Here is a 26,923-nt window from a genome sequence, read left to right as displayed (position 1 = left end):
GCGCCGTGCGCCCCTTGTGGGGGGGGCCCCACACCGCGGCCCCCCTCGGGGGGTAACCCGGCCGGCCGCGCCCCCCCCCCGCGCCGCGGCGCCGGCCCCCCCCCCCCCCCCCCCCCCCCCTCCGCGCTGCTGTGGTCAGACCGCGCTGAAGCCGACCTTGCGCACGGTCGGCTCACCGAGCTCGATGTACGCCAGGCGGTCCGTCGGGACCAGGACCTTACGGCCGCGCTCGTCCTCCAGGGACAGCACCTGCGACTTGCCGGCCAGCGCGTCGGCGACGAGGCGCTCGACCTCCTCGGCGTTCAGACCGCTCTCCAGCACGATCTCGCGGGGCGCGTGCTGCACGCCGATCTTGACCTCCACGGCTATGTCCCTCCGACGGTCAGTGAAGTGCGCGGCCTTCCGCGCCGTACGCTGCACACATTAGCCCGGTGAGGGGACGTACACGCTGCGCGCCTGCACGCCAAGAGCGAACAGCGGACGGGAATGCGCCGCGCGGAGTGCGGCGCACGGCGGCGGACGCCAGGGGACGGACGTCAGTGGTGGCCGTCGATCCCGTGCAGCGGGAAACCGGCGATGCCCCGCCAGGCCAGCGAGGTCAGCAGCTGTACCGCCTGGTCGCGCGGCACGGTGCGGTCGCTGTGCAGCCAGGAGCGCGCCACCACCTGGGCGAGGCCGCCGAGGCCGGATGCCAGCAGCATCGACTCCGCGCGCGGCAGGCCGGTGTCCTCGGCGATCACTTCGCAGATCGCCTCCGCGCACTCGGTGGTGACCTTGTCGACCCGCTCGCGCACGGCGGGCTCGTTCGTCAGGTCGGACTCGAAGACGAGACGGAAGGCGCCGCCGTCGTCCTCGACGTACGCGAAATACGCGTCCATGGTCGCCCACACGCGCTGCTTGTTGTCCGTCGTCGACGCGAGCGCGCCGCGCACCGCCTGGATCAGGGCCTCGCAGTGCTGGTCCAGCAGGGCCAGGTAGAGGTCGAGCTTGCCCGGGAAGTGCTGGTAGAGCACCGGCTTGCTGACCCCGGCGCGCTCGGCGATGTCGTCCATCGCGGCCGCGTGGTATCCCTGCGCGACAAAAACTTCCTGGGCGGCGCCCAGCAGCTGGTTCCGTCGGGCACGGCGCGGCAGGCGGGTGCCCCGCGGGCGCGCCGCCTCTGTCTGCTCGATGGCTGTCACGCCGCCTCCCAAAGTCGTCCACATGCGGATCGCTCCGCGCGGCCATCGTACTTTTCGGTAACCGTGTTGTGCGCGGTGCGAGCGCAGAATTTCACGTACCGGACGGCCGCGAAAGCCGCACAGGGAAAGCACCGGGAAATACGGACAGCCCAGGTGGGCCCGTCGGCGGCCGCTACCGGTCAGCGATAGTCGTCCTCGTCCAGGGAGACGACGCGTGCCTGTTCGATCAGATCGGCCTCGTTCGCGCGGTCCGCGTCCACTCCGGTGAGCGGGTCGTCGTGGGACGGTGCGATGTCCGTGTGCTGCTCGGCTGTGTCGCCCTCCGGGGCCTCGACGTCGATCTCCGGGGCGTCCTCCGCCTCCAGATCGTCGAGCACGTCGGGGTCGGTGGGGTCATAGGCCATCGTGGGCTCCCTTCCTTCGAACGTCCCTGCCGGAAGCAGGGGGCCACAAACGGGTGCCCTGATTACGAGCGTAGGAGACAGCGGATGCGGACGCTATGCCATCCGCGGCCGGGTGCCCGGGCCCGCGGACGGCTCGCCCGGGCGAATCTGTGATGGCGAACACACGAACCACTGTGTGATCGTCTCGTAACATTGGCCCATGTCTTCGACCGAGCTGCCATCCGTGCCGCCCACCAGCGTGCTCCCGAAGGCGGCGGCCGTCAGGGTCGCGGAGGGCGAGCGGCTGCGGTCGGTGGGGCTGCCCGGCGTCACTCTCACGATCCGTTCGCGCCCGCCCGCGCGCGAGGGACTGCCGCCCGCGCTGTTCATCCACGGGCTCGGCGGCTCCTCGCAGAACTGGTCGGAGCTGATGGAGCGGCTCGAAGGCGTCGTGGACGGCGAGGCGGTCGACCTGCCCGGCTTCGGCGACTCGCCGCCGCCGGACGACGGCGACTACTCGGTCACCGGGCACGCGCGCGCGGTCATCCGCTATCTCGACACGACCGGCCGCGGTCCGGTCCACCTCTTCGGCAACTCGCTGGGCGGCGCGGTCGCCACCCGCGTCGCCGCCGTCCGCCCCGACCTCGTCCGCACCCTCACGCTCGTCTCGCCGGCCCTGCCCGAGCTGCGCGTGCAGCGCACGGCCGTGCCGACGGTGCTGCTGGGCCTGCCCGGCGTCGCCGGACTGCTCACCCGCACGACCGGCAAGTGGACCGCGGAGCAGCGCGTACGGGGCGTCCTGGGCCTCTGCTACGGCGATCCCGGCCGGGTCACGCCCGAGGCGTTCGAGCACGCGGTGGAGGAGCTGGAGCGGCGGCTGCGGCTGCCGTACTTCTGGGACGCGATGGCGCGGTCCGCGCGCGGCATCGTGAACGCGTACACGCTGGGCGGCCAGCACGGGCTCTGGCGCCAGGCCGAGCGGGTCCTCGCCCCCACCCTGCTGATCTACGGCGGCCGCGACCAGCTCGTCGGCTACCGCATGGCCCAGAAGGCCGCGCGCAGCTTCCGCCGCTCCCGGCTGCTGTCCATGCCGGACGCCGGGCACGTGGCGATGATGGAGTACCCGGGGGCGGTGGCCGGGGCGTTCTGCGAACTCCTCGCCGACGCCGACGACTTGGGCGGCGAACGGGCCGCGTCGGGTGCGGGGGGCTGAGAGCGCGTGGGACGCCACAGCCGCCGCGGCCCGGCACCCAAAGGTGACGACGCGGACATAGCGCGCCAGGGCCGCAGGAAGCCCCCGCCGAACGGGGAACCCGGCACTCCGGGGACGACAGTGCCCCGCCCGGCCGACGGCACGCCCGCGCGGGGCGTGCCGCGCCTGCCCGACGGAACACCGGTGCGCGGGACGCCCCGGTTCGCGGACGGCACGCCGGCCCACGGGATCCCTCGGACGGCCGACGGCACGCCCGCCCAGGGGGTGCCGCGCCTGCCCGACGGCACGCCCGCGCGGGGGGTGCCGCGCTTTGCCGACGGTACGCCCGCCCGCGGCGTCCCTCGTTTCGCGGACGGTACGCCCGCCCACGGTGTTCCGCGGTTCGCGGACGGGACCCCCGCGCAGGGTGTTCCCCGGGTGCGTGGCGGTCATCCGCAGCAGCGTGAGGCGGGTGGTGGCTGGGGTGAGGTGGGCGGACCGGCCGCCGGTGCCGGGCCGGCCGGGGTGTCGATACCGCGGCAGCGGCAGGGTGCGCCCGGCGCGCCCCGGCAGGACTACGTCGACGCCTTCGACGAGGACGTCGACGTCTTCGCGCGCCGCCCCGGCATCGGCGCCCAGCGCACGGAAACGTATCCGCCGGTCCCGGACCCGCGGACCTCCGCGCTCCCGTCGGACAGCGGCGATGACGATGGCGGCGACGGCGGCACCCCGGCCGTCGGCGTACCGGCGCAGCCCAAGGGCGGCAAGGGGCGGGCCTTCACCGGCGTCGCGGCCGCCGCCGTCACCACGGTGCTCGCGGTGATCGTCGCCGGGCAGGTGGCCGACGGCCGCGACGGTGGTGCCACGCGGTCGCAGTCGGCCGCCGGCGACACCCGGGCCACCGACGGCCCCGCCTCGCGTGGCAACAGCCGTACGACGCCGTCCGCCTCCGCGTCCGCCTCGCCGAGGGTCGCGACGCTGTCGTACGAGCAGGCGATGGACACGAAGTACCCGCTCAGCGCCAAGCTGGCCGGGTCCGGGAAGTTCGACACCGTGCCCGGGTCCGCCAAGGCACCCGGCAAGGGGCGGAAATACACCTACCGCGTCGACGTGGAGCAGGGTCTCGGGCTGGACGGGGAACTGTTCGCCCAGGCCGTGCAGAAGACGCTGAACGACGACCGCAGCTGGGCCCACGACGGCGCCCGCACCTTCGAGCGCGTCTCCTCCGGCAAGCCCGACTTCGTGATCACGCTCGCCAGCCCCGGGACCACCGCCAAGTGGTGCGCCAAGTCCGGTCTCGACACGACCGAGGACAACGTGTCCTGTGACTCGGCGTCCACCGAACGCGTCATGATCAACGCGTACCGGTGGGCGCAGGGCAGCAAGACGTACGGGGACAAGATCCACGCCTACCGGCAGATGCTGATCAACCACGAGGTCGGCCACCGGCTCGGCTACGGCCATGTGACCTGCGACAAGGACGGCGAGCTCGCGCCGGTCATGCAGCAGCAGACGAAGTTCCTCGACCACGACGGAATCCACTGTCTGCCCAACTCCTGGCCCTATCCCAAGGGTTGACAGGTGGCTCATACATCACATTGACATGCGCAGAAAGTTCGTACATATTTCTGGGCATGTCGTCCCTTCACGCCTCCGCGCGCGCCGCCATCGAGCTGGCGCTCATCGGCGTGACCGCGCTCTGCGTGGCCGACATTCACTGTCGCTGACGCCCGCCTTTCGGCGTTCGCGTCGCGATCCCTCTGTACCGCCGTGACCTGGGTCACGGCTCTTTCGGCGACCTGACGCCCGGGCAGACGTCTGTTCACTTTCGTCTCACTCCTCGTCAATCTGTCTCGCTTGTCGAGACGAGCCTTCCGAGAGGTCGTCATTCCGATGCGTCAACCGTCCGTGAACAGCGCCCGCGCGGCGTACGTTTCGCTCGCCCTGGTCGTGGCGGCGGGCGCCGCCGCCTGCGGGCCGAAGGACAACGATGCCAACGGCTCCGGTGGCGACTCCGCGCCGCACAAGGGCGGCACGCTCAGCGTCCTGAACTCCGACCCCCAGTCGGACTTCGACCCGGCCCGCCTGTACACCTCCGGCGGCGGCAATGTGCCCTCCCTGGTCTTCCGTACGCTCACCACCCGCAACCGCGCGGACGGCGCCGCCGGCACCAAGGTCGTCCCCGACCTGGCCACCGACACCGGCCGCCCCAGCAAGAACGCGACCGTGTGGACGTACACGCTGAAGAAGGGCCTGAAGTACGAGGACGGGACCGCGATCACGTCCGCCGACATCAAGTACGGCATCGAGCGCTCCTTCGCCCCCGAGCTCTCCGGCGGCGCGCCCTACCTGCGGGACTGGCTGGTCGGGGCGGCCGACTACCAGGGGCCGTACAAGGACAAGAAGGGGCTCTCGGCGATCGAGACGCCGGACGACCGCACGATCGTCTTCCACCTGAACAAGCCCGAGGGCGAGTTCCCGTACCTGGCCACCCAGACGCAGTTCACGCCCGTCCCGAAGGCCAAGGACACCGGCACGAAGTACGAGGAGCACCCGATCTCGTCCGGCCCGTACAAGGTCGTGAAGAACGAGAACGACGGTGAGCACCTGGTGCTGGAGCGGAACACGTACTGGTCCGCCGCCGTCGACGACCAGCGCAAGGCCTACCCGGACAGGATCGACGTGAAGTCCGGGCTCGACTCCGCCGTGATCAACCAGCGGCTGTCGGCGTCCCAGGGCACGGACGCGGCGGCCGTGACGACGGACACCAACCTCGGTCCGGCCGAGCTCGCCAAGGTCACCGGCGACAAGGAACTCGCCTCGCGCGTCGGCACGGGCCACTTCGGCTACACGAACTACATAGCGTTCAACCCGAAGGTCAAGCCGTTCGACAACCCGAAGGTGCGGCAGGCGATCTCGTACGCCGTCGACCGGTCGTCCGTGGTCAACGCGGCGGGCGGCAGCGCGCTCGCCGAGGCCGCCACCACCTTCCTGCCGAACCAGAAGTCCTTCGGCTACACGCCGTACGACCTCTTCCCGGCCGGGGCCACCGGCAACGCGGCCAAGGCCAAGGAGCTGCTGAAGGAGGCGGGCTACCCGAACGGGCTCACGGTCACGCTGACCCACGACAACGCCCAGAACTTCAAGACCAGCCCCGAGATCGCGACCGCGATCCAGGACGCGCTGAAGAAGGCCGGCATCACGGTCAAGCTCCAGGGCCTGGAGGACAACAACTACTCGGACACGGTCCGCAGCGTGAAGACCGAGCCGGGCTTCTTCCTCTCCGCGTGGGGTGCCGACTGGCCCTCCGGCGGTCCCTTCCTCGCCCCGATCTTCGACGGCCGGCAGATCGTCAAGGACGGCGCGAACTTCAACTCGGCCCAGCTCAACGATGCATCGGTCAATGCCGAGATTGACGCGATCAACAAGTTGACCGATCTTGACGCGGCCGCCAAGCGGTGGGGCGCGCTGGACCAGAAGATCGGCGCGCAGGCGCTGACCGTGCCGCTGTTCCACCCCGTCTACAAGCGACTGGTCGGCAAGGACATCAGGAACGTCGTGATCAGCGACTGGACCGGCGTCCTGGACATCTCCCAGGTCGCGGTGAAGTAGCGCCGTGAGCGAGGCACTTGTCGCCTCCCAGGCCCCCGAGGCAGCCGCCTCGGGGGCTTCGGGGGCTCGTCGTTTCTGGCAGCGGCTGCGCACGCAGCGCGCCGCCCTCGTCGCGGCGGCCGTCGTCGCGCTGCTCGTCCTGGTCGCGCTCGCGGCGCCGCTGCTCACCGCGCTGGAGGGCCAGGACCCGACCACGTACCACCCCGGTCTGGTGGACTCGGCGCGCGGCGGCGTGCCCATCGGCTCCCTGGGCGGCATCAGCGGCGACCACTGGCTCGGCGTCGAACCGCAGACCGGCCGGGACCTGTTCGCGCGGCTGGTCTACGGCGCCCGGGTCTCCCTGGGCGTCGCGCTGGCGGCGACCACCGTGCAGGTCGTCCTCGGTGTCGTCGTGGGTGTCACGGCCGCGCTCGGCAATCGATGGGTTGATCAACTGTTGAGCAGGATCACCGACATCATCGTGGCCATGCCGCTGATCATCATGGCGCTGGCGCTGCTGGCCGTCGTGCCCAGCAGCTTCCCGAGGCCGGTCCTGGTCTCCCTCATCATCGGCTTCGTCGCCTGGGGCACCATCGGGAAGATCGCGCGCGCCGCGACGCTCTCCCTCAAGAATCTCGACTACGTGGCCGCCGCCCGGCTCAGCGGCTGGAGCACCTGGCGGATCGCCCGCCGGGAATTGCTGCCCGGCCTCGCCGCGCCCGTCATCACCTACGCCGCGCTCATGGTGCCGGCCAACATCTCCATCGAGGCCTCGCTGTCCTTCCTCGGCGTCGGAGTGAAGCCCCCGACCCCGTCCTGGGGACAGATGCTCACCTCCGCCAACATCTGGTACCAGGCCGCCCCGCAGTACCTGCTGCTGCCCGCCGGCGCCCTGTTCGTGACCGTGCTCGCCCTCACCGTGCTCGGCGACGGCGTCCGCACCGCCCTCGACCCGCGCTCGGCCTCCCGGCTGCGCGTCGGCACGGGCCGCAAGCAGGAGGCGAAGGCGGACGCGGTGACAGAGACGACGAAGGCGGACGCCGCGACAGAGACAGCGAAGGCGGACACCGCGCCGGAGACGGCGGGGACCACCGTCGCGAAGGAGGCGCGGTCATGAGCGGCTTCGCCGGATTCGCCGTGCGCCGCGCGGTCGGCGCCCTGATCACCCTGCTCGCCATCTCGGTGATCGTGTACGTCGTCTTCTACGTCACCCCCGGCAACGTCGCCCAGATCACCTGCGGCCCGCGCTGCTCGCCGGAACAGGTGCACCAGGTCACCCAGCAACTCCGCCTCGACGACCCGCTGTACCTGCGGTACTGGCACTTCCTGGTGGGCATCGTCGCCGGCCAGGACTACTCGACCGGCACCTCCGTCGCGCACTGCCCGGCGCCCTGCCTCGGGCTCTCGTACCAGAGCGACCAGCAGGTCACCCAGATCATCCTGAACAAGCTGCCGGTCAGCCTGTCGCTGGTGATCGGCGCCATGGTGCTCTGGCTGCTGCTGGGCGTCGGCACCGGCATCCTCTCCGCCTGGCGGCGCGGCCGGTTCACCGAACGCGCGCTGACCGGCCTCACCCTGGCCGGCATCGCCACGCCGGTCTTCGTCATCGGCCTCGTCCTGATGATCGTGGTCTGCGGGCAGCTGGAGCTGCTGCCGTTCCCGGAGTACGTCTCCTTCTCGGACGACCCCGAGCAGTGGGCATGGAACCTGCTGCTGCCCTGGCTCACCCTCGCGATCGCCGAGGCGGCCTACTTCGCCCGGCTGACCCGGGCGTCGATGCTGGAGACGCTCGCCGAGGACCACATCCGCACCTTCCGGGCCTACGGCGTCGGCGAACGGTCGATCGTCGGCCGGCACGCGCTGCGCGGGGCGCTGGCGCCGATCATCGCCCTGAACGCCAACGACTTCGGCAGCGCCGTGGGCGGCGCGGTCCTCATCGAGACCCTCTTCGGCCTCCCCGGCATCGGCCAGGAACTCGTCCACGCCGTGACCGTGGTCGACCTGCCCGTCGTGGTCGGCATGGTCCTGGTCATCGGCTTCTTCGTGGTCCTCGCCAACGCCCTCGCGGACGTGCTGTACGCGGTGGCCGACCGACGGGTGGTACTGACGTGAGTCTCGTCCGAGTCACTGATCTGACCGTCGAGTTCGGCGACCTGCGGGCCGTGGACGGGCTCTCCTTCCAGCTGGAGCGGGGCGCCGCCCTCGCCCTGGTCGGCGAGTCCGGCTCCGGCAAGTCCACGGTCGCCTCGGCCCTGCTGGGCCTGCACCACGGCACGGGCGCGCGGGTCGGCGGTTCCGTCGAGGTCGCCGGCGTCGACGTCCAGCAGGCCTCCGACGACGAACTGCGGCGGCTGCGCGGCGCGAAGGCGGCGATGGTCTTCCAGGACCCGCTGTCCTCCCTCGACCCGTACTACGCGATCGGCGACCAGATCGCCGAGGTCCACCGTGTGCACACGCGCGTGTCACGGCGAGCGGCACGCGCGCGTGCCGTGGAGGTCCTGGACCGGGTCGGCATCCCGGACGCGGCGCGCCGGTCCCGGTCCCGCCCGCACGAGTTCAGCGGCGGCATGCGGCAGCGCGCGCTGATCGCCATGGCGCTCTCCTGCGAACCCGACCTGCTGATCGCCGACGAGCCCACCACCGCCCTCGACGTGACCGTCCAGGCCCAGATCCTCGACCTGCTGCACACCCTGCGCGAGGAGACCGGCATGGGCCTGCTGCTCGTCACGCACGACGTGGGCGTCGCCGCCGAGAGCGTCGACCAGGTGCTCGTCATGCGGCACGGGCGGGTGGTCGAGCAGGGGCCGGTCACCGCCGTGCTCGGGGCGCCCGCACAGCCGTACACCCGCGAACTGCTCTCCGCCGTCCCGCGCGTGGACGCCGTCCGCGCGCCCTCGGCGGCCTCCGACGAGGTCGTCCTGGAGGCGACCGGTCTGCGGCGCGAGTTCGGCCGCGGCAAGCGGGCGGTCACGGCCGTGGACGACGTGTCGCTGACCGTCCGCCGGGGCGAGACCCTCGGCGTCGTCGGCGAGAGCGGCAGCGGCAAGACCACGCTCGGCCGGATGCTGGTCGGGCTGCTGGAGCCGACGGCGGGGGAGGTCCGGTACGACGGGCACGCGCGCGTGGGCGTGAACCCGGCCGTCCAGATGGTCTTCCAGGATCCGGTGTCCTCCCTCAACCCCCGGCGCAGCGTGGGCGAGTCGATCGCCGACCCGCTGCGGGCGCGCGGCGAACACGACGAGGGGCGCATCCGGGAGCGCGTGACCGAACTGCTGGAGCGCGTGGGGCTCGAAGGGGCGCACTACGACCGCTATCCGCACGAGTTCAGCGGCGGTCAGCGCCAGCGCGTGGGCATCGCGCGGGCGCTCGCGGCCGACCCGCGCGTCATCGTCTGCGACGAGCCGGTCTCCGCGCTGGACGTCACCACCCAGGCCCAGGTCGTCGCCCTGCTCGGCGAACTCCAGCGGGAACTCGGCCTCGCGCTCGTCTTCGTCGCCCACGACCTCGCCGTCGTACGGCAGGTCAGCGACCGGGTCGCGGTCATGCGCCGCGGGCGGATCGTGGAGAGCGGGCCCGCCGACGAGGTCTACGACCACGCCCAGGACCCGTACACCCGGCAACTCCTGGCCGCCGTACCCGCGCTCGACCCCGAGGCGGCGGCCCGGCGGCGCGCGGCCCGGCGGGAGCCGGTGACGGCGTGACGTTCCTGCAGTTCCGGGCGTGACGTTCCGCCGCCGTCCGATCGCCTAGCGCGACCGAACGCCACCCGCACGCGAAAGTTACGACCGTTCACCCCTTTTGGTGGGGGGGGGGGGGGGCCCCCCCCCCCCCCCCCCCCGGGGGCCCCCCCGGGGGGCCCCCCCCCCCCCCCCCCCCCCCCCCCCCCGGCCGCCCCCCCCCCCCCCCCCCCCCCGGGGGCGGGCCCCCCCCCCCCCCCCCCCCCCCCCCCACCGCCTTGTCCGCATACGTTCGTCCCGCTGCGAGCCGCCGGAGCAACGGCGGCTCCCCATACGGGAGATCGATCGGGGGTGCACACGTGCGCATCGGACTGCTTACGGAGGGTGGTTATCCGTATGTGAGCGGTGACGCCAGGCTCTGGTGCGACCGGCTCGTGCGCGGGCTCGGGCAGCACCAGTTCGACGTCTACGCGCTCAGCCGCAGCAGGCGCCAGGAGGACGAGGGCTGGCTGGAGCTGCCACCGCACGTCAGCCGGGTGCGTACGGCTCCCCTGTGGACCGCAGAGGAGGACGGGGTCGCGTACGGGCGGCGCGCACGCCGGCGCTTCGTCGAGAGCTACGCGGAGCTGGCCGGGGTGCTGTGCGCCGGACCGGGCACGGACGGCGCGGGCGGCGCGGAGGGTCCAGGCGGTACGGACAGCCCCGGCGGTACGGACGGCCCCGGCGCGGTCCCCGGCCATCTGGCGGACCGTTTCGGCAGCGCGCTCTACGGGCTCGCCGAACTCGCCCGCGACGAGGGCGGACTGGTCGGCGCACTCCGCTCGGACACCGCCGTGCGCACGCTGGAGCGCGCCTGTCGCGCACCCGGCGCACTCGGTACGGCGCGCGAGGCGCGCGTGCCCGATCTGCTCGCCGTCGCCGCCCACCTCGAACGCGCCCTGCGCCCCCTCTCCCTCGACTGGTACGGCGACGACGGCCTCGGCGCCACCGACCTCTGCCACGCCACCGCGGGCGGCCCGGCGGCCCTGCCCGGCCTGCTCGCCGCGCACTTCTCCGACGTACCGCTGCTGGTCACCGAGTACGGCGTGCAGCTGCGCTCGCACTACCTCGCCTCCGGCCCGGACGCGGCCACCCCGGCCGTACGCGCCCTGCTCGCCGCCTTCCACGGCCGGCTCGCCACCGAGGTCTACGGCCGCGCAGCGATCATCACCCCGGGCAACGCGCACGCCCGACGCTGGCAGGAGCGCTGCGGGGCCGACCGCGCCCGCATCCGTACCGTCCACCCCGGCATGGAGGCCTCCCGCTTCACCGAGGTGGGCGAGGCCCCGGACCGCGCCGACCCGGACACCCTCGTGTGGGTCGGCCGGATCGAGCCGTCCAAGGACCTGGTGTCGCTGCTGCACGCCTTCGCGGAGGTCCGCAGGGAGGAACCCAAGGCGCGGCTGCGGGTGGTGGGTGCCCCGGCCGGCGCGGAGGGCGAGGCCTACCTGGGCCACTGCAGGGCGCTCGCCGCACAGCTCTTCCCGGACGAGGCCGAGGGCGTGCACGCCGTCGGCGACAACCCGGTCGCCTTCGAGGAGATCGGCGGCCCGGAGGCGCCGACCCTCGCCGACGCCTACGCGTCCGGCACGGTCGTCGTCCTCTCCAGCGTCGTCGAGGGGTTCCCGGTCGGACTGGTGGAGGCGATGTTCTGCGGCCGCGCGACCGTCTCCACGGACGTCGGCGCCGTGGTGGAGGCCATCGGCGGCACCGGGCTCGTCGTACCCCCGCGCAATCCGCGGGCGCTCGCCGAGGCGTGCGTGGCGCTGCTGCGCGACCCCGAGCGCCGTGAGCGCCTCGGGGCCGCCGCGCGGGCCAGGGCGCTCGAACTGTTCACCGTCGAGCAGAACATCGCGGCATTTCACGGCATTTACCTGGAGATCGTCTCGCACTGCCCGGTGCGCCGGGTCGTCCTCGACGCGACCGGCGAGCCCCTGCCGTTCGGCGTCCCGGCCGAGGCCCATGTCCCCGGCCGCTGGACCGGTCCCACCGCCCGCGTGGTGAGCCGGGGCGGGCCCGGCTGGGCCCTGGGCGCCCAGGGCCGCCCCGCCCCGGTCCGGGCCACGCCCCTCGCGGCCCCCGAGGGGGCGCTGTGAACGGCGACGAAGGCGGCACGGCCAACGGCGGCCTGGGCGAGCTGGACCGGCCCGGACGGCCCGGCGCGGCGGACGCCTGGGACGCGCGGTCGGAGGAGTGGCTGCCGGGCACCGAGGAGGGCGGTGCGGCGGACACCTTCTCGGGGAGCGAGCCGCCGGTGGCCGGCGGGGGCTCCGCACGGAGCCGGGCCACCGCTCCGCACCCCGTCGGCAGCCGTACGCCCACCCCCCGCCGAGGCGCCGCCGACCCCGTGAAAGCGCTGCTGCACCGCCACCGCGACCTGTGCGAACGGGCCGTCGACCCGCTGGAGATCGCCGCCGGCCTCGAAGCGCACGGGGTCACCGACCGGACCGCCGCCCGCTTCCGGCACCGTGACGTCTTCTCGCTCGCCGAGGAGCTCTACGCACGCGTGCCCCGCGACGGCGAACCCCGCCCGCGCCCCGAACCGGCGCCCGCGCCCGGCGTACGCGCCGACTGGGTGCTGCGCACGCTCCTCCCCGGCGCCGTGTGCGCGGCCGTCGTGACCGGCGTACGGCTCACCGAGGGCCGGCCACGCCTCCTGGTGGCAGCCGCCGGGGCCCTCGCCGTCGCCCTGGCCGTCCGCCTGGCGCTGCGCCGCGGCCCCCTGGCCGTGCCGGACCGCACCCTCGCCCGGCACACCGCCACCGGCCCGCGGGCGTGGACCTGCTGGCTCCTCGCCTACGCCCTCTTCGGCAACGGCCTGCTGCGCGCCGTCATGGCCGGCGGGCCCGACGGCCTGCCGACCGGCGCCGCACACGGCCCCTGGCCGGTGACCAGCGCCCCCGTCCTCGCCCTCACCCTGGCCTGCGCCCCGGCGGCCTGGAGCGCCCACCTGCTCACCACCGGCGCCCGCCGCAGGCTCGCGGGCAGCCGGGGCCTGGAGGAGTTCACCGGGGCCGTACAGCCGTTGCTGCTCGGCGCGTTCGCGCTCTTCCTGGGCGCCCTCACCGCCCTGCTCGCGCTGTGCGGCGCCGCCCTGGGAGAGCCCGCCGGCTACCCGGAGGCCCTCACCCTCGGCGCCCTCCTCCTGCTGGCCCGCCTCCTCACCGTGCACAACGTCCCGCAGGGACCCGGCCCGGCCCTCGCCGCCGCTGCCCTGGCACAAGCGGCGGCCGTGGCCCTGGTCCTGGCCGGCCGACTGCCCGGCTGCGCCTTCCTCGCGGCCCCCGTCGACGCCCTGACCGACGCGTGGGGCGCGGGCGGCGTCCCGGCGCTCGTCTGCGGCGCCGCCGCCCTGGCACTGCTGCTCCAGGCCGCCCGCACCCTCACCCGGGCCTCGGCCCACGCGCCCACGGGAGACGCCGAGTGAGCCCAGCCGCCGCTTCCCCCGCAGGCCTCGCCGAGCCGTCCCGGCGGCCGACCCCCGGCATCCCGCCGAAGGCAACCGCACCATCCTCAGAAGGAGACCACCAGATGACCACCTCCCGACCCGGACCCGGAGCGTCCGGAACCGCCGGAGTCGCCGGAGCGCACACCCCGGGAGCCGCACGATGAGGGTTCTGCTGATCGGAGCCAACGGATACCTCGGCCGCTTCGTCGCCGACCGGCTGCTCGCCGACCCGGCCGTCCAGCTCACCGCGCTCGGCCGCGGCGACGACGCCGACGTCCGCTTCGACCTCGCCACCGGCAGCCCCGGCGCGCTCACCCGCTTCCTCGACGCGGTCCACCCGGGCGTCATCGTGAACTGCGCCGGCGCCACCCGCGGCGGCGCCCGCGAACTCACCCGGCACAACACCGTCGCCGTCGCAACCATCTGCGAGGCCCTGCGCCGCAGCGGCTGCGGCGCCCGCCTGGTGCAGGTCGGCTGCAGCGCCGAGTACGGCCCGAGCCAGCCCGGCTCCTCCACGGCCGAGGACGCCGTACCGCGCCCCGGCGGCCCGTACGGCGTCAGCAAGCTCGCCGCCACCGAACTGGTCCTCGGCTCCGGCCTGGACGCCGTCGTCCTGCGCGTCTTCTCGCCCGCCGGGCCCGGCACCCCGGCCGGGTCCCCGCTCGGCCGGCTCGCCGAGGCCATGCGCCGCGCCATGCAGTCCGGTGACGGCGAACTCAAACTCGGCGGCCTGGGCGCCCAGCGCGACTTCGTCGACGTCCGCGACGTCGCCCGTGCCGTCCACGCGGCCTCGCTCTCCGCCGCCCAGGGCGTCATCAACATCGGCTCCGGCCGCGCCGTCCGGCTCCGCGACGCCGCCGCCGTCCTCGCCCGGGTCGCCGGATACGGCGGCGCCCTGCACGAACTCGACGGCCCCCCGGGACCGCTGCGCAGCCCCATCGGCCATCCCCGCCTGGACCCCGACCACGCGGCCCCGGTCGCGTACCCGTACCCGGACGGCTGCGGCAGCTGGCAGCAGGCCGACGTGCGCTGCGCCCGCGACCGGCTCGGCTGGCGGCCCCGCATCAACCTGGAGGAGTCCCTCGCGGACATCTGGATGGAGGCGGCGTGCCGCATCTGACCAGCACCCGGACGGGCCCCGCGACCACCGGCTTCCGCACCGCCTTCGGCATCCCCGGCTACGCCCACCCGCTGCTCGCCCCCGCCCAGTGGGCCGAACTCACCCGCCCCGGCACGCCCTTGCACTGGGTCGTCCTCGACGTGGCGAACGGCCCCGGCAGCCGCCCCGACCCGCACTGCCTGGAGGCGGTCGGCCGGCTCCGCAACGCGGGCATCCGCGTCCTCGGCCACCTGGACACCGGCTACGACGCCCGCCCCCGGGCCGACCTGCTCACCGACGCCCGGCGCTTCCACGACTGGTACCGCGTCGACGGCTTCCTGCTGGACCGCTGCCCCACCGAGCGCACCGCGCTCCCCGGGATCCGCCGGGCGGTCGCCGCGCTCCGCACCCTCGGTGACGATCCCCACATCGTCCTCGGCCACGGCACCCACCCGCACCCGGGCTACGCCGAGAACGCCGACCAGTTGGTGACCTTCGCGGGCCCCTGGGGCGACTACCGCTGGTCCCAGGTCGCCGAGTGGACCGCCGACTACCCACCGGACCGCTTCTGCCACTTCGTCCACGGCGTGCCCCTCGGCCACCTCGACGAGGCGCTGCGCATCGCCCGCTGGCAGGGCGCGTCGACCATCTACTTCACCGACCGCACGGACCGCGGCGGCCGAGCCGACCCCTGGGAGACCATGCCCGGTTACTGGGACGAAATCGTCTCGCGGATCGGAACAGGTGTCTCGGAATGAAGAAGCCCGTGGCAGTGTTACAGGGAGAACAAACGTAGTGATTGACCGATCAACGGAGTCTCCGTGTCGCTGCCACCCCTGGTCGAGCCAGCTTCTGAGCTCACCGTAGACGAGGTCCGCAGGTACTCCCGCCACCTGATCATCCCGGACGTCGGGATGGACGGGCAGAAGCGGCTGAAGAACGCCAAGGTGCTCTGTGTCGGCGCCGGCGGCCTGGGCTCGCCGGCGCTGATGTACCTGGCCGCCGCGGGTGTCGGCACCCTCGGCATCGTGGAGTTCGACGAGGTCGACGAGTCGAACCTGCAGCGCCAGATCATCCACAGCCAGGCCGACATCGGCCGCTCCAAGGCGGAGTCCGCCCGTGACTCCGTCCTCGGCATCAACCCGTACGTGAACGTGGTCCTGCACGAAGAGCGGCTCGAGGCCGAGAACGTGATGGACATCTTCAGCCAGTACGACCTGATCGTCGACGGCACGGACAACTTCGCCACCCGCTACCTGGTCAATGACGCGTGCGTGCTGCTGAACAAGCCGTACGTCTGGGGCTCGATCTACCGCTTCGACGGCCAGGCCTCGGTCTTCTGGTCCGAGTACGGCCCCTGCTACCGCTGCCTCTACCCGGAGCCCCCGCCGCCGGGCATGGTCCCCTCCTGCGCCGAGGGCGGCGTGCTGGGCGTGCTGTGCGCGTCCATCGGCTCCATCCAGGTCACCGAGGCCATCAAGGTCCTCACCGGCACCGGTGAGCCCCTGGTCGGCCGCCTGATGATCTACGACGCCCTGGAGATGCAGTACCGCCAGGTCAAGGTCCGCAAGGACCCGAACTGCGCGGTCTGCGGCGAGAACCCGACCGTCACCGAGCTCATCGACTACGAGGCCTTCTGCGGCGTCGTCTCCGAGGAGGCCCAGCAGGCGGCCGCCGGCTCGACGATCACTCCCAAGCAGCTCAAGGAGTGGATCGACGACGGCGAGAACATCGAGATCATCGACGTCCGCGAGCCGAACGAGTACGAGATCGTCTCCATCCCGGGCGCCAAGCTGATCCCGAAGAACGAGTTCCTCCTCGGCACCGCCCTGGAGGGCCTGCCGCAGGACAAGAAGATCGTTCTGCACTGCAAGACGGGTGTCCGCAGCGCGGAGGTCCTCGCGGTCCTGAAGTCCGCGGGCTTCGCGGACGCGGTCCACGTCGGCGGCGGCGTCATCGGCTGGGTCAACCAGATCGAGCCGTCGAAGCCGGTCTACTGAGTTCAGGCTCCGCCGAGGGCGGGGGCTCCGGGCACGACAGGTGCCCGGAGCCCCCGCCCTCGTCATGAGCAGACCTTGCCGTCCTTCGGGACCGTGCCGCTGAGCAGATAGGCGTCGACCGTCGAGTCCACGCAGTCGCTGCCGCTGCCGTACGCCCCGTGGCCCTCGCCCTTCCAGGTCAGCTCGACCCCGACGCCCTTGCCCAGCTCGTCCGCCATCCGCCGGGCGCCCTCGTACGGGGTCGCCGGGTCGCCGGTGTTGCCGACCAGCAGGATCGGGGCCGCCCCCGGGGCGCTCACCTCCGGAGTGTCGTACTCCCCGGCCACCGGCCAGTCGTGGCACCAGCCGGCCGTGTCCCAGCCCAGGAAGTCCCCGAAGACGGGCGAGATCTTCTCGAACTCCGGCAGCAGCTTCTTCGTCTGGGCGAGCGTCGGCCGCTGCTTGTCGTCCAGGCACGATATGACCCGCTGGGAGTGCGTGGTCGTGCCGTAGTGCCCCGAGGAGTCCCGCTCGTTGTACTGGTCGGCGAGCGACAGCAGCTCCGAGCCGTCGCCCTCCTCGGCCGCCTTGAGCGCGCTGGTCAGCGTCGGCCAGCTGTCCTGGCTGTACAGCGGCAGGACGATGCCGGTGACCGCGAGCGTCTGGGTCAACTTCCGACCGGAGGACGTCGCCAGCGGCTTCGCGTCGAGCCGGGCCAGCAGGTCCACGATCTTCTGCGAACCCTGCTCCGGGTCCTGCCCGGTGGACTTCAGATAGTCGTCCAGCGCCCGCTGGAAGCCCTGGGCCTGGTTCTTCGCGTGACCGACCGAGTCCGCGGTCGGGTCGACCACCGCGTCCAGGATCAGCCGCCCCACGTTCTTCGGGAACAAGTGGGCGTACACACCGCCCAGTTCGGTGCCGTAGGAGATGCCGAAGTAGTGCATCTTCGAGTCCCCGAGCACCTGGCGCATCAGGTCCATGTCGCGGGCCGTGTCGGTCGTCGAGACATGCGCGATCAGCTGCCCGGCGGCCTTCTCGCAGCCCTTGCCGAAGTCGGCGGCGTCCCGGAAGTACGCCGTCTCCTCCGCCGGCGTGTCCGGTGTCGCGTCGATCGGCTCGGCGGCCTGGATGGCCTTGTCGCTGCGGCAGCGGATCCCCTCGCTGGCGCCCACTCCGCGCGGATCCCAGCTCACCAGGTCGTACCGCTCACGCAGCGCGGAGACGGTGGTCGCGTAGTACGGCATCATCGAGACGCCGGAGCCGCCGGGACCGCCGAAGTTGAACAGCAGCGAGCCGATCCGCTTGCCCGAACCGCCGCTCGCCTGCGCCCGGATCAGCGCCAGCCCGATGGTCTCCCCGTCCGGCTTCGCCCAGTCCAACGGAACCTTGAGCGTCGCGCACCGCCACTCGTCACCGGGCGCGGCCGAGTCGGAAGTGGCCTTGCAGCGGCTCCAGTCGAGCTTCTGGGAGGTGAGGGAGGAGGGCAGTGCGGCCGAGCCCGTGGCGCTGGACGTGGCGGCCGACGGCTGCCCGGACGAGGCCTTCCCCTCCTCCGTGCCCCCACCCGACGACCCGCTGCTGCACCCGGCCATGAGCAGCCCCGCGGCGACAGCGGCCGCCCACCGTACACATCGCAACATGCGCGCACACCCCCCACACAGGCTCTCCGCGCATTCGCCGCGGAAAGCGGTCTGGTCATAGTAGGCGGCGCGGCCGACGCCCGTCGCAGCCTGTGGATAACCTTTTGACCTGCGGTTTTGCGGCGCCTCGGGATCGAGAGGTGGTCAACCGGGGGTCAGCTGCAGACCGTTCCGGCCTTCGGTACCGTCCCCTCCAGCAAGTAGCCGTTCACGGCCCCCTGCACGCACTTGTTCTTGCTGTCGTACGCCCCGTGCCCCTGCCCCTTGTACGTCAGCTCCACCCCGACGCCCTTCCCGAGCGCCTCCACCATCTTCCTCGCCCCCTCGTACGGGGTGGCCGGATCCCCGGTGTTTCCCACGACCAGGATCGGCGCCGCGCCGGGCGCACTGACGTCGGGATGGTCGGCCGCGCCCGGCACCGCCCAGTCGGTGCAGCTGACCATGCCCCAGGCGAGATAGTCGCCGAACAGCGGGGACGCGGCGCGGAACGTGGGCAGGCGCTGCTGGACGTAGTCGGCGGTGTACCGCGGCTTCTCGTCGGCGCAGTTGATGGCGATGTTCGCCGCCGTGATGTTGCTGTACTCGCCGTTCTGGCTGCGGCCGTTCATCGAGTCGGACAGCAGCATCAGGATCTTCCCGTCGCCGTCGTACGCCTCCTCCAGACCCTCGGTGAGGTACTCCCAGAAGTCCTTGGAGTACAGGGACTGGGCGATGCCGTTGGTGGCGGCGGTCTGGGTCAGCATGCGGGGCAGGATGCCGGGGATCGGCTTCTTGTCGAGGTCCGCGAGGAGCCCTGCGATACGGTCCTTCACGTCCTGCGGGGTGTCGCCGATCGGGCACTCGGTCGTCTTCGAGGTGCAGTCCTGGGCGAAGTTGTCGAGCGCGAGCTGGAAGCCCTTGGCCTGCCCGAGCGAGCTCTCCTCCGGGTTCTGGGTGGGGTCGACGACGGCGTCGAGAACGGCCCGGCCCACGTTCTTCGGGAAGAGGTGGGCGTAGACGCCGCCGAGTTCGGTGCCGTAGGAGATGCCGAAGTAGTGCAGCTGTCTGTCACCGAGCACCTGGCGCATCAGGTCCATGTCGCGGGCGGCGTCGGTGGTGCGCACGTGCGGCAGGATCGTCTTCGAGTTCTTCTCGCAGGCGGCGTTGAACTGCTTGGTGCGGTTGATGAGCTGGGTGCGCTCGGCGCTGGTGTCGGGCGTTCCGTCCTGCTGGAAGAAGTTGTCGAGCTGGGCGTCGTTCTCGCACTCCACGGGGTCGCTGCGGCCGACTCCGCGCGGGTCGAAGCTGACCAGGTCGTAGCGGGTGCGCAGGGCCGCGTAGTCCTCGCCGAAGGCGGGGAGGGTGGTGACACCGCTGCCGCCGGGTCCGCCGAAGTTGAAGATCAGGGAGCCGATCCGCTGGTCCGCGGCGCCACTGGCCCTGGCGCGGATCAGCGCGAGACCGATCGTGGCGCCCTTCGGTTTCGACCAGTCCAGGGGCGCCCTCATGGTGGCGCACTGCCAGTTGCCGCCGCCGGGCAGCGGGGACGGGGTGTCGCCGCCGCCCTCGGCCTCGTCGGGGGCCGGGCAGTCCTTCCAGTCCAGCTTCTGCGCCGTCAGATCCCCGTCCTTGGAACCGTCGCTGCACCCGGTCAGCACGGAGGACAGCACCAGGGCGGTGGTCAGGGCGGCGACACGGATCCGGAAGGGGTTCGGCATGATCCCATCCTGCGGTCGCCCACGGCCCCGCGCGCGGGGCGCGAGCCGTACGAGGTACGACCCTAGAGCGCACCCTTGCGTGTGAGGTGGTTGAAGGCCAGCCAGCCCGGCAGGACCGGCAGCCACAGGGTCAGCAGCCGGTAGAGCAGGACCGCGGGGGCCGCGACCTCCTTGGGGAGGCCGACGGCGATCAGGCCGACGGTCAGGGTCGCCTCGACCGCGCCGACACCGCCCGGGGTGGGGGCCGCGGAGCCGAGCGCGTTTCCGGCGAGGAAGACGACGGCGACACTGGCGATGCTCAGCGAGGTCGACTCGTCGCCGAACGCGCGGATGGAGGCATCCAGGCACATCACGAAGCAGGCGGTCAGCAGCAGCATGCCGCCGATGCCGGTGACGAGCTTCTGCGGCCGCTGCAGCACGTCCAGCATGCGCGGCACGACACCCGCGAAGAGCGACCGCACGCGCGTGACGAGGAACTTCCGCAGGAACGGCACCGAGGTCACCACGAGGACCAGGACGGCGACGGTCAGCAGGCCCGCGATGACCGTGCGGGACGGGGACAGGGAGGGGGTCTTCTCGGTACCGGTGAGATAGCCGAAGGACAGCAGCATCAGGATGTGGCAGCCGAGTCCGAACAGCTGCGAGGCGCCGACGCTCGCGACCGCCAGTCCGGGGCGCACGCCGGCGCGCTGCAGGAAGCGCGTGTTCAGGGCCACACCGCCGACGGCGGCCGGTGCCACGATCTTCACGAAGGAGCCGGCCACCTGCGCCGCCACGGTCCGCACGAACGGCACCCGCTCGGGCACGAACCCGAGCAGCGCCATCGCGGCGGCGACGTAGCTGAGCGCCGAGAACGCCACGGCGGCGAGCACCCAGCCCCACTGGGCCTGCGCGAACAGGGTGTCGAACTCGATGTGGGTGAGCTGGGTGAGCAGGTAGTACGCGCCCACCGCACCGGCCATGAAACTGATCAGCGTGCGCGGCCGGACCCGCTCCAGCCGCGCCGGCTCGACGGGGGCCTGCGGTCTGATCCGCAGCACCTGGTGCCGGATCTGGGTGAGCAGGTCCTCCTCGCGCGCCTCGTCCAGGGCCTCGTCCAGTGCCCGCTTCTCGGCCCGCTGCTCGGCGCGCACCGTCTTCTTGTCGGGCTTCTCGACCGACTCCGCCAGGCGGGCCTGCTTGGCCTGCCTGGACGCCTCCAGGACCGCGTCGCGCTCGCGCTGGGCGCGCTCCCTGGCGAGTCTGCGCAGCGTCGCGCGCGTGGAGCGGGTGAGCGCGATCGGCTGGAGCATCGGCAGACAGTCGGCGACGGCGTCGGGGCCGAGGACACCGACCGCCGAGGCCACCGCCCGCTCGGCACCCACCCGCAGACCGAGCGTGGTGACCAGCTGGGCGACGTCCATGCGCAGCAGCAGTTCGCCGGCGGCGATCTCACCGCCGCGCAGGTCGGTGAGGATCACCGTGCCGGAACGGTCCACGAGGATGGCGTCTCCGGCGAGCCTGCGGTGCGCGATCCGGCGCGACTGCAGCGCCGCCACCTGGTGCCAGGTGTTGCGCAGCAGTTCGTCGGTGATCTCCTCGTCGGCCAGCGAGTCCAGGGTGCGGCCGCCGGTGTGCTCGTAGACGAGCATCACCGCGTCGGGACCCAGCTCGGAGGTGGCGATCAGCTTCGGGGCGTTGGCGCCGGCCGCGATCGCCGCGTACGCCAGCAGCGCCTCCTGCTCCAGGGCCTGGCGCAGGGACTGCAGGCTGGAGCGGGTGGCGAAGCCGCGCAGGGTCAGATTGCGCCACGCGCGGTAGAAGAATCCCTGGGCCTGCTGCTCCCGGTCGACGACCGTGACGTCCAGCGGCGGGCCGTCCTCCAGGGTGACGAAGTAGCGCCGGCCCCGGTCGCCGTTCTCGCTGTCCAGGGCCTCCTCGCGGGCCGCGCCGACCGGGTGGAAGCCGACGTGCCTGAGGCCCGCCAGCAGGGTCCGCCCGGTGGGGCGGACGTTGGGCGAGCCGACCGCGTACAGCGTGCCGTAGGCGACGGTCCAGCCGATCAGCACCGTGAGGATGATCGAGAACGGTGTGGTGTACCCGGTGACCAGCATGGAGAACGCGTCGAGCAGCAGCACGATCCACAGGACCGAGCGCCATCTCGGCCGCCGGGACATGCCGACGGCCGTCATATAGGCGATGACGGGCGCGAGATAGCCGTGCACGGGGTCGGTGAGGGCGTGGATGTCACCGGGGGAGGGCTGGGTGAGCGCCTCCTGGATGGAGCCCGGGGCGGCTCTCGCCACCCACAGGTCGGTGGCGAGGGTCACTCCGTGCGCGAGGACGGCGGCGAGCACGCCGTCGGCGATGCGCAGCCCGTCCCGCTTGATCAGCCGCTCGATCGCGAACGCGACCGGCACCAGCAGGATCGCGATGCTGGAGGCCAGCCCCGCGAACCTGATCAGCAGGTCGGGGGCCTGTCCGGTGCCCTTGTTGATGTCCTGTTCGAGGCCTGAGGTGGTGCCGTGCGCGAACGCGGCGATCCCGAGCAGCACGCCGACGGCGAGCACGCCGACCAGCAGACGCATGAGGTCGGAGGGGCGGTGCACGCGCGCGGGGAGCAGCGGTTCGTCGCCCTCCACCTCGTCGGTGTGCAGCTCGTCCGGCACGTGTTCCGCCTCGGGGACGTCCTCGGTGACGTCCTCGGAGACATCGGGTTCGGCGGCGGTGTCGGGGTGCGCGCTGTCGTCCCGGCCCTCGGCGTCCGGGCGTGCGCCGGCGTCAGAGGTGCCCGCCGCTCTGTCGGGGTGCACGCCCTGCTGCTCGGTCGTCTCTTCTTGATCTCGTATCACCAGTCACCGCCCGCACGATGGTGGCATGCCCCACCGACACCGGAGGGCATCAGGGTGCAGATGCGGGGGCGCACAGTCTGCCCCAAGCGCCGCGAGAGGGCGAGACGGAGGCCGCCCGCGCACCGCACGGGTTGTCGGTGGGGTGCGGCAGGATGGGGCGAATGAGCGAGCAGAGCCTTCCCGAGGACACCCGAGAGGGGTACGCGGACGAACTTCCCGAGTACGCCGAGCGGGTCCTGGAGGTCGCCGAGCGGATCCCGCCCGGGCGCGTGATGACGTACGGCGACGTCGCGGAGTGGCTGGAGGAGGGCGGGCCGCGCCAGGTCGGGCGTGTGATGTCGCTCTACGGCGGTGCCGTCCCGTGGTGGCGTGTGGTGCGCGCCGACGGAGTCCTGCTCCCGGGGCACGAGCTGAGTGCGCTGGATCACTACCGCGCGGAGGGCACGCCGCTGAAGGAGGCGAGCAGGGCCGCGCAGGGCCATCTGCCGCGGCTCGACATGAGGCGGGCGCGGTGGGACGGCGGCGCGGACACGGAGGCTCACACCTGACAGCTTCCGCCATCCGAGGCCCTCGGGGGGAACCGGTGGCCCGTACGAGGGACAGCGGGGACGTCCGTGGCATGACGTACGTTCGTGAGATGAGGGGCGCGGGAGCCGCGGGGGGCGTAGGTGCTGCCCGAGGCGGCCGGGAAGAATCGGAAGCCCTGCTTCCGTCCGGTTCGTCGGCGTAGCGTCGGCTGCGTGTGTCCCGCTCACCCCGCGGCCACCACTCCGCACGCGCGACCGCGCACCGACCAGCACACCCACCAGGACCGGCGAACCACGTGAGCTCCTCTTCCTCCACCAAGCGCCTGTCGCACCTCCCGGTGCGGCAGGGGAGCCGTGGCGCTTACCGACTGGTCCGTACCCCGCCGGCCGACATGGCTCCCCCTCCTCTGGACGCGGCACAGCGCGCCGTGGTTGACCACGGGTCCGGCCCGCTGCTCGTCCTCGCGGGCCCCGGCACCGGAAAGACCACCACCCTGGTCGAGTCGGTGGCCGCGCGGATCGCCCGGGGCGACGACCCCGAGCGGATCCTGGTGCTGACCTTCAGCCGTAAGGCCGCCGTCGAGCTGCGCGACCGTATGGCCCTGCGGGTGGGCGCCGCCCGCGCGCCCCGGGCGACCACCTTCCACTCGTACTGCTACGCCCTGATCCGCGCGCACCAGGACAGCGGCCTGTTCGTGGACCCGCTGCGGCTGCTGTCCGGCCCCGAGCAGGACGTCGCCGTCCGCGAGCTGCTGGCCGGCCAGCCCGGCCTGGAACGGCTCGGACTGAACCATGTCCGCTGGCCGGACGAGCTGCGCGCCTGCCTGACCACCCGGGGCTTCGCCGACGAGGTCCGCGCGGTCCTCGCCCGCAGCCGCGAACTGGGCCTCGACCCGGCCGCCCTGGACGCCTTCGCCCGCCGGATCGGCCGCCCCGACTGGCGGGCCGCGGCCGCCTTCCTCGCCGAGTACCTCGACGTCCTCGACCTCCAGGGCGTCCTCGACTACGCCGAACTCGTCCACCGCGCGGTGCTGCTCGCCCACCGCCCCGAGGTCGCCCTGGACCTCGCGGGGCGGTACGACGCCGTGTACGTCGACGAGTACCAGGACACCGACCCGGCGCAGGTCCGCCTGCTGCAGGCTCTGGCCGGCGGCGGCCGCACCCTGGTCGCGTTCGGCGACCCGGACCAGTCGATCTACACGTTCCGGGGCGCCGACGTGAACGGCATCCTGGACTTCCCGTCGGCCTTCGCGCGCGTGGACGGCCGCCCCGCCCCCGTCGAGGTGCTCCGCACCTCCCGCCGGGCCGGTGCCGGCCTGCTGGCCGCGACCCGCCTGCTGACCCGGCGGATGCCGCTGACCCGGCTGCCCGCCGCCCAGGTGCGCGCCCACCGCGAGCCGGCCGCCGCGCGGGACGGCGGCCGGGTCGAGGTGTACACGTACCCGACGTCCGGCACCGAGCTGGACAACATCGCCGACATCCTGCGCCGTGCCCACCTGGAGGACGGCGTCCGCTGGAGCGACATGGCCGTCCTGGTCCGCGCGGGATCCGCCACCATCCCCACGGTCCGCCGCACCCTCACCGCGGCCGGCGTGCCCCTGGACATCGACGGCGACGACGTACCGCTGCGCCACGAGCCGGCGGTGGCGCCCCTGCTGACGGCCCTCCGCGCGGTGGCGGAGGCCGAAGCGGCGCAGGACGCGGACGAGGGCGCCTGCTGGCTCGACACCGAGACCGCGCTCACCCTGCTCACCTCCCCGCTCGCCGGCATGGACGCGGCCGACCTGCGCCGCCTCGGCCGCGCCCTGCGCGACGAGGAGCGGGCGGCCGGCAACGCGCTCCCGCCGCCCTCGGACGAACTGCTCGCGCGGGCGCTCGCCGAACCCGAGCGCCTCGCCGTCCACGACCCCGGGTACGCGCGCGGTGCGCAGCGGCTCGGCGCCCTGCTCGCCAGGGCCCGGGAGCGCCTGGCGGGCGGCGGTACGGCCGAGGAGGCGCTGTGGGTCCTGTGGAACGGCACACCCTGGCCCTCCCGTCTGGAACGCTCCGCCCGGCGCGGCGGCGCGGCCGGCCGCAACGCCGACCGTGACCTGGACGCCGTGTGCGCCCTGTTCGCCACCGCCGCCCGCGCGGAGGAGCGCAGCGGCGGCCGGGGCGCGCTGAACTTCCTGGCCGAGATCGAGGCCGAGGACATCGCCGCCGACACCCTCGCCGGGCGCGCGGTACGCCCCGACGCCGTACGGCTGATGACCGCGCACCGCTCCAAGGGCCTGGAATGGCGCCTGGTCGTCGTCGCCGGCGTCCAGGAGGGCCTCTGGCCGGACCTGCGCCGCCGCGGCTCGCTCCTGGAGGCCGACCGCATCGGCCGCGACGGACTCGCCGAACCGCTCACCCCCGGCGCACTGCTCGCCGAGGAGCGCCGACTGTTCTACGTCGCCGCCACGCGCGCGCGGGAACGCCTCGTCGTCACCGCCGTGAAGGCCCCCGCGGACGACGGCGACCAGCCCTCCCGGTTCCTCACCGAGCTGGGCGTCGAACCCCAGGACGTCACCGGACGGCCCCGCCGCCCGCTCTCCGTGGCCGCCCTGGTCGCCGAGCTGCGCGCGACCACGGTCGACCCGCGCGCCTCCGACGCCCTCCGGGAGGCCGCCGCCCGCCGCCTGGCCCGGCTGGCCGCGCTCGCCGACGAGGACGGCCGCCCCCTGGTGCCGTCCGCCCACCCCTACCGCTGGTGGGGCATGTTCGAGCCGACCGAGAGCAAGGTGCCGCTGCGCGACCGGGACCAGCCCGTCGTGCTGTCCGGCAGCGCCCTCGACCAGCTCGCCAACACCTGTTCCCTCCAGTGGTTCCTGGGCCGCGAGGTGAAGGCCGACGCGCCCGCCACCACCGCCCAGGGCTTCGGCAACGTCGTGCACGTCCTCGCCGACGAGGTGGCCTCCGGACGCACCCCCGCCGACCTGGCCGTCCTCATGGAGCGCCTGGAGTCGGTGTGGAACGCGCTCGCCTTCGACGCCCCCTGGAAGTCGGTCCAGGAGAAGGACAACGCGCGCGTGGCGCTCGAACGCTTCCTGAAGTGGCACGTCCTGGACCGCACCGCACGCACCCCGGTCGCCAGCGAGCAGGACTTCGACGTCACCCTCGGGACGGGCGACTACGAGGTCCGCATCCGCGGGCAGATGGACCGGGTGGAGGCGGACGGCGAGGGCCGCGCGTACGTCGTCGACTTCAAGACCGGCAAGCAGGCGCCCAGCGCCGCGGAGGTGGCCCGGCACCCGCAGCTCGCCGTCTACCAGCTCGCGGTCCGCGAGGGCGCCGTGGACGAGGCCTTCGGCGGTGTACGGCCCGAACCCGGCGGCGCCGAGCTGGTCCACCTCAGACAGGGCGCCCCCCAGCGCGACGGCGGCGAGACCCTGCCCAAGGTGCAGGCGCAGGAGCCGCTGGAGGGGGAGTGGGTCGGCGAGCTGCTGGCCACCGCCGCCGGCAAGGTCCTCGACGAACGGTTCACCCCGACCACCGGCCAGCACTGCACGCACTGCGCCTTCCGGGCCTCGTGCAGCGCGCGGCCGGAGGGGCGGCACGTGGTGGAGTGAGGGACGGCACGTGGTGGAGTGAGCGCTGGTTCCTCGATTGTCAGTGCCC

The 26,923-nt window shown here is 73.1% G+C and carries 20 protein-coding genes; 14 read left to right on the top strand and 6 right to left on the bottom strand.

The window, feature by feature from the left end; all coding sequences use genetic code 11:
- Positions 1-135: 135 nt before the first annotated feature.
- From ACGFZS_RS43025 to ACGFZS_RS43015, 3 genes are all read right to left on the bottom strand, one after another.
- On the bottom strand, positions 136-363 hold the full coding sequence (locus tag ACGFZS_RS43025; RefSeq protein WP_046730492.1) for a DUF3107 domain-containing protein: 228 nt from the start codon (positions 361-363) through the stop codon (positions 136-138).
- A 173-nt stretch (positions 364-536) separates the two neighbouring features.
- The gene (locus tag ACGFZS_RS43020; RefSeq protein ID WP_359220058.1) at positions 537-1,181 is read right to left on the bottom strand and encodes a TetR/AcrR family transcriptional regulator; all 645 of its coding nucleotides are present in this window, start codon (positions 1,179-1,181) and stop codon (positions 537-539) included.
- Positions 1,182-1,360: 179 nt separating this feature from the next.
- Positions 1,361-1,585 (bottom strand): hypothetical protein, encoded by a 225-nt coding sequence (locus ACGFZS_RS43015; RefSeq protein ID WP_393799708.1) that lies wholly within the window; start codon positions 1,583-1,585, stop codon positions 1,361-1,363.
- Between the two features lie 199 nt (positions 1,586-1,784).
- On the opposite strand from ACGFZS_RS43015, the gene ACGFZS_RS43010 reads away from it, so the two are divergent.
- The 12 genes from ACGFZS_RS43010 to moeZ all read left to right on the top strand — a co-directional run bounded on the left by ACGFZS_RS43010 (position 1,785) and on the right by moeZ (position 16,610).
- Positions 1,785-2,777 carry an alpha/beta fold hydrolase gene (locus ACGFZS_RS43010; RefSeq protein WP_393669104.1) on the top strand — a complete coding sequence of 331 codons (993 nt, stop codon included), beginning with the start codon at positions 1,785-1,787 and terminating at the stop codon, positions 2,775-2,777.
- Between the two features lie 6 nt (positions 2,778-2,783).
- Positions 2,784-4,334 (top strand): DUF3152 domain-containing protein, encoded by a 1,551-nt coding sequence (locus ACGFZS_RS43005; protein WP_393799707.1) that lies wholly within the window; start codon positions 2,784-2,786, stop codon positions 4,332-4,334.
- A 56-nt stretch (positions 4,335-4,390) separates the two neighbouring features.
- Positions 4,391-4,483: an Ms4533A family Cys-rich leader peptide gene (locus ACGFZS_RS43000; RefSeq protein WP_351321593.1), complete on the top strand. Its 93-nt coding sequence runs from the start codon at positions 4,391-4,393 to the stop codon at positions 4,481-4,483.
- Between the two features lie 166 nt (positions 4,484-4,649).
- Positions 4,650-6,368, top strand: coding sequence for an ABC transporter substrate-binding protein (locus ACGFZS_RS42995; RefSeq protein WP_393799706.1), 1,719 nt, complete (start codon positions 4,650-4,652; stop codon positions 6,366-6,368).
- Positions 6,369-6,372: 4 nt separating this feature from the next.
- Positions 6,373-7,464: an ABC transporter permease gene (locus ACGFZS_RS42990; protein ID WP_393799705.1), complete on the top strand. Its 1,092-nt coding sequence runs from the start codon at positions 6,373-6,375 to the stop codon at positions 7,462-7,464.
- Positions 7,461-8,459 carry an ABC transporter permease gene (locus ACGFZS_RS42985; RefSeq protein ID WP_393799704.1) on the top strand — a complete coding sequence of 333 codons (999 nt, stop codon included), beginning with the start codon at positions 7,461-7,463 and terminating at the stop codon, positions 8,457-8,459. Before ACGFZS_RS42990 ends, ACGFZS_RS42985 begins: the two co-directional genes overlap by 4 nt.
- Positions 8,456-10,048 (top strand): dipeptide ABC transporter ATP-binding protein, encoded by a 1,593-nt coding sequence (locus tag ACGFZS_RS42980; protein ID WP_393799703.1) that lies wholly within the window; start codon positions 8,456-8,458, stop codon positions 10,046-10,048. The genes ACGFZS_RS42985 and ACGFZS_RS42980 overlap by 4 nt, the downstream gene beginning before the upstream one ends.
- A gap of 374 nt (positions 10,049-10,422) precedes the next feature.
- Complete coding sequence (locus ACGFZS_RS42975; protein WP_393799702.1) at positions 10,423-12,159, top strand: glycosyltransferase; 1,737 nt, start codon at positions 10,423-10,425, stop codon at positions 12,157-12,159.
- A complete protein-coding gene (locus ACGFZS_RS42970; protein WP_393799701.1) occupies positions 12,156-13,490 on the top strand; it encodes a hypothetical protein in 1,335 nt (444 codons plus the stop codon). The genes ACGFZS_RS42975 and ACGFZS_RS42970 overlap by 4 nt, the downstream gene beginning before the upstream one ends.
- A 181-nt stretch (positions 13,491-13,671) precedes the next feature.
- Positions 13,672-14,631: an NAD-dependent epimerase/dehydratase family protein gene (locus tag ACGFZS_RS42965; RefSeq protein WP_355715770.1), complete on the top strand. Its 960-nt coding sequence runs from the start codon at positions 13,672-13,674 to the stop codon at positions 14,629-14,631.
- A complete protein-coding gene (locus ACGFZS_RS42960) occupies positions 14,619-15,368 on the top strand; it encodes a spherulation-specific family 4 protein (RefSeq protein WP_393799700.1) in 750 nt (249 codons plus the stop codon). Before ACGFZS_RS42965 ends, ACGFZS_RS42960 begins: the two co-directional genes overlap by 13 nt.
- Before the next feature lie 63 nt (positions 15,369-15,431).
- Positions 15,432-16,610, top strand: coding sequence for an adenylyltransferase/sulfurtransferase MoeZ (moeZ, locus tag ACGFZS_RS42955; RefSeq protein ID WP_181805304.1), 1,179 nt, complete (start codon positions 15,432-15,434; stop codon positions 16,608-16,610).
- A 62-nt stretch (positions 16,611-16,672) separates the two neighbouring features.
- On the opposite strand, the gene ACGFZS_RS42950 is transcribed toward moeZ, so the two are convergent.
- The 3 genes from ACGFZS_RS42950 to ACGFZS_RS42940 all read right to left on the bottom strand — a co-directional run bounded on the left by ACGFZS_RS42950 (position 16,673) and on the right by ACGFZS_RS42940 (position 22,718).
- Complete coding sequence (locus ACGFZS_RS42950; RefSeq protein ID WP_393799699.1) at positions 16,673-18,229, bottom strand: alpha/beta hydrolase; 1,557 nt, start codon at positions 18,227-18,229, stop codon at positions 16,673-16,675.
- 155 nt (positions 18,230-18,384) lie between these two features.
- Positions 18,385-19,926 (bottom strand): alpha/beta hydrolase, encoded by a 1,542-nt coding sequence (locus ACGFZS_RS42945; protein ID WP_393799698.1) that lies wholly within the window; start codon positions 19,924-19,926, stop codon positions 18,385-18,387.
- 62 nt (positions 19,927-19,988) lie between these two features.
- Positions 19,989-22,718, bottom strand: a complete 2,730-nt coding sequence (locus ACGFZS_RS42940; protein WP_393799697.1) for a lysylphosphatidylglycerol synthase domain-containing protein — start codon at positions 22,716-22,718, stop codon at positions 19,989-19,991.
- A gap of 200 nt (positions 22,719-22,918) precedes the next feature.
- Here ACGFZS_RS42940 and ACGFZS_RS42935 point away from each other — a divergent pair, with 200 nt between their 5' ends.
- Positions 22,919-23,305 carry an MGMT family protein gene (locus ACGFZS_RS42935; protein WP_355715786.1) on the top strand — a complete coding sequence of 129 codons (387 nt, stop codon included), beginning with the start codon at positions 22,919-22,921 and terminating at the stop codon, positions 23,303-23,305.
- A 275-nt stretch (positions 23,306-23,580) separates the two neighbouring features.
- A complete protein-coding gene (locus ACGFZS_RS42930; protein WP_393799696.1) occupies positions 23,581-26,874 on the top strand; it encodes an ATP-dependent helicase in 3,294 nt (1,097 codons plus the stop codon).
- Positions 26,875-26,923: the final 49 nt, after the last annotated feature.

It is taken from the genome of Streptomyces sp. NPDC048288, assembly GCF_043201555.1.
In the GTDB taxonomy this organism is placed as follows: Bacteria; Actinomycetota; Actinomycetes; order Streptomycetales; family Streptomycetaceae; genus Streptomyces.
This window is presented reverse-complemented; position numbering and strand designations above follow the sequence as displayed.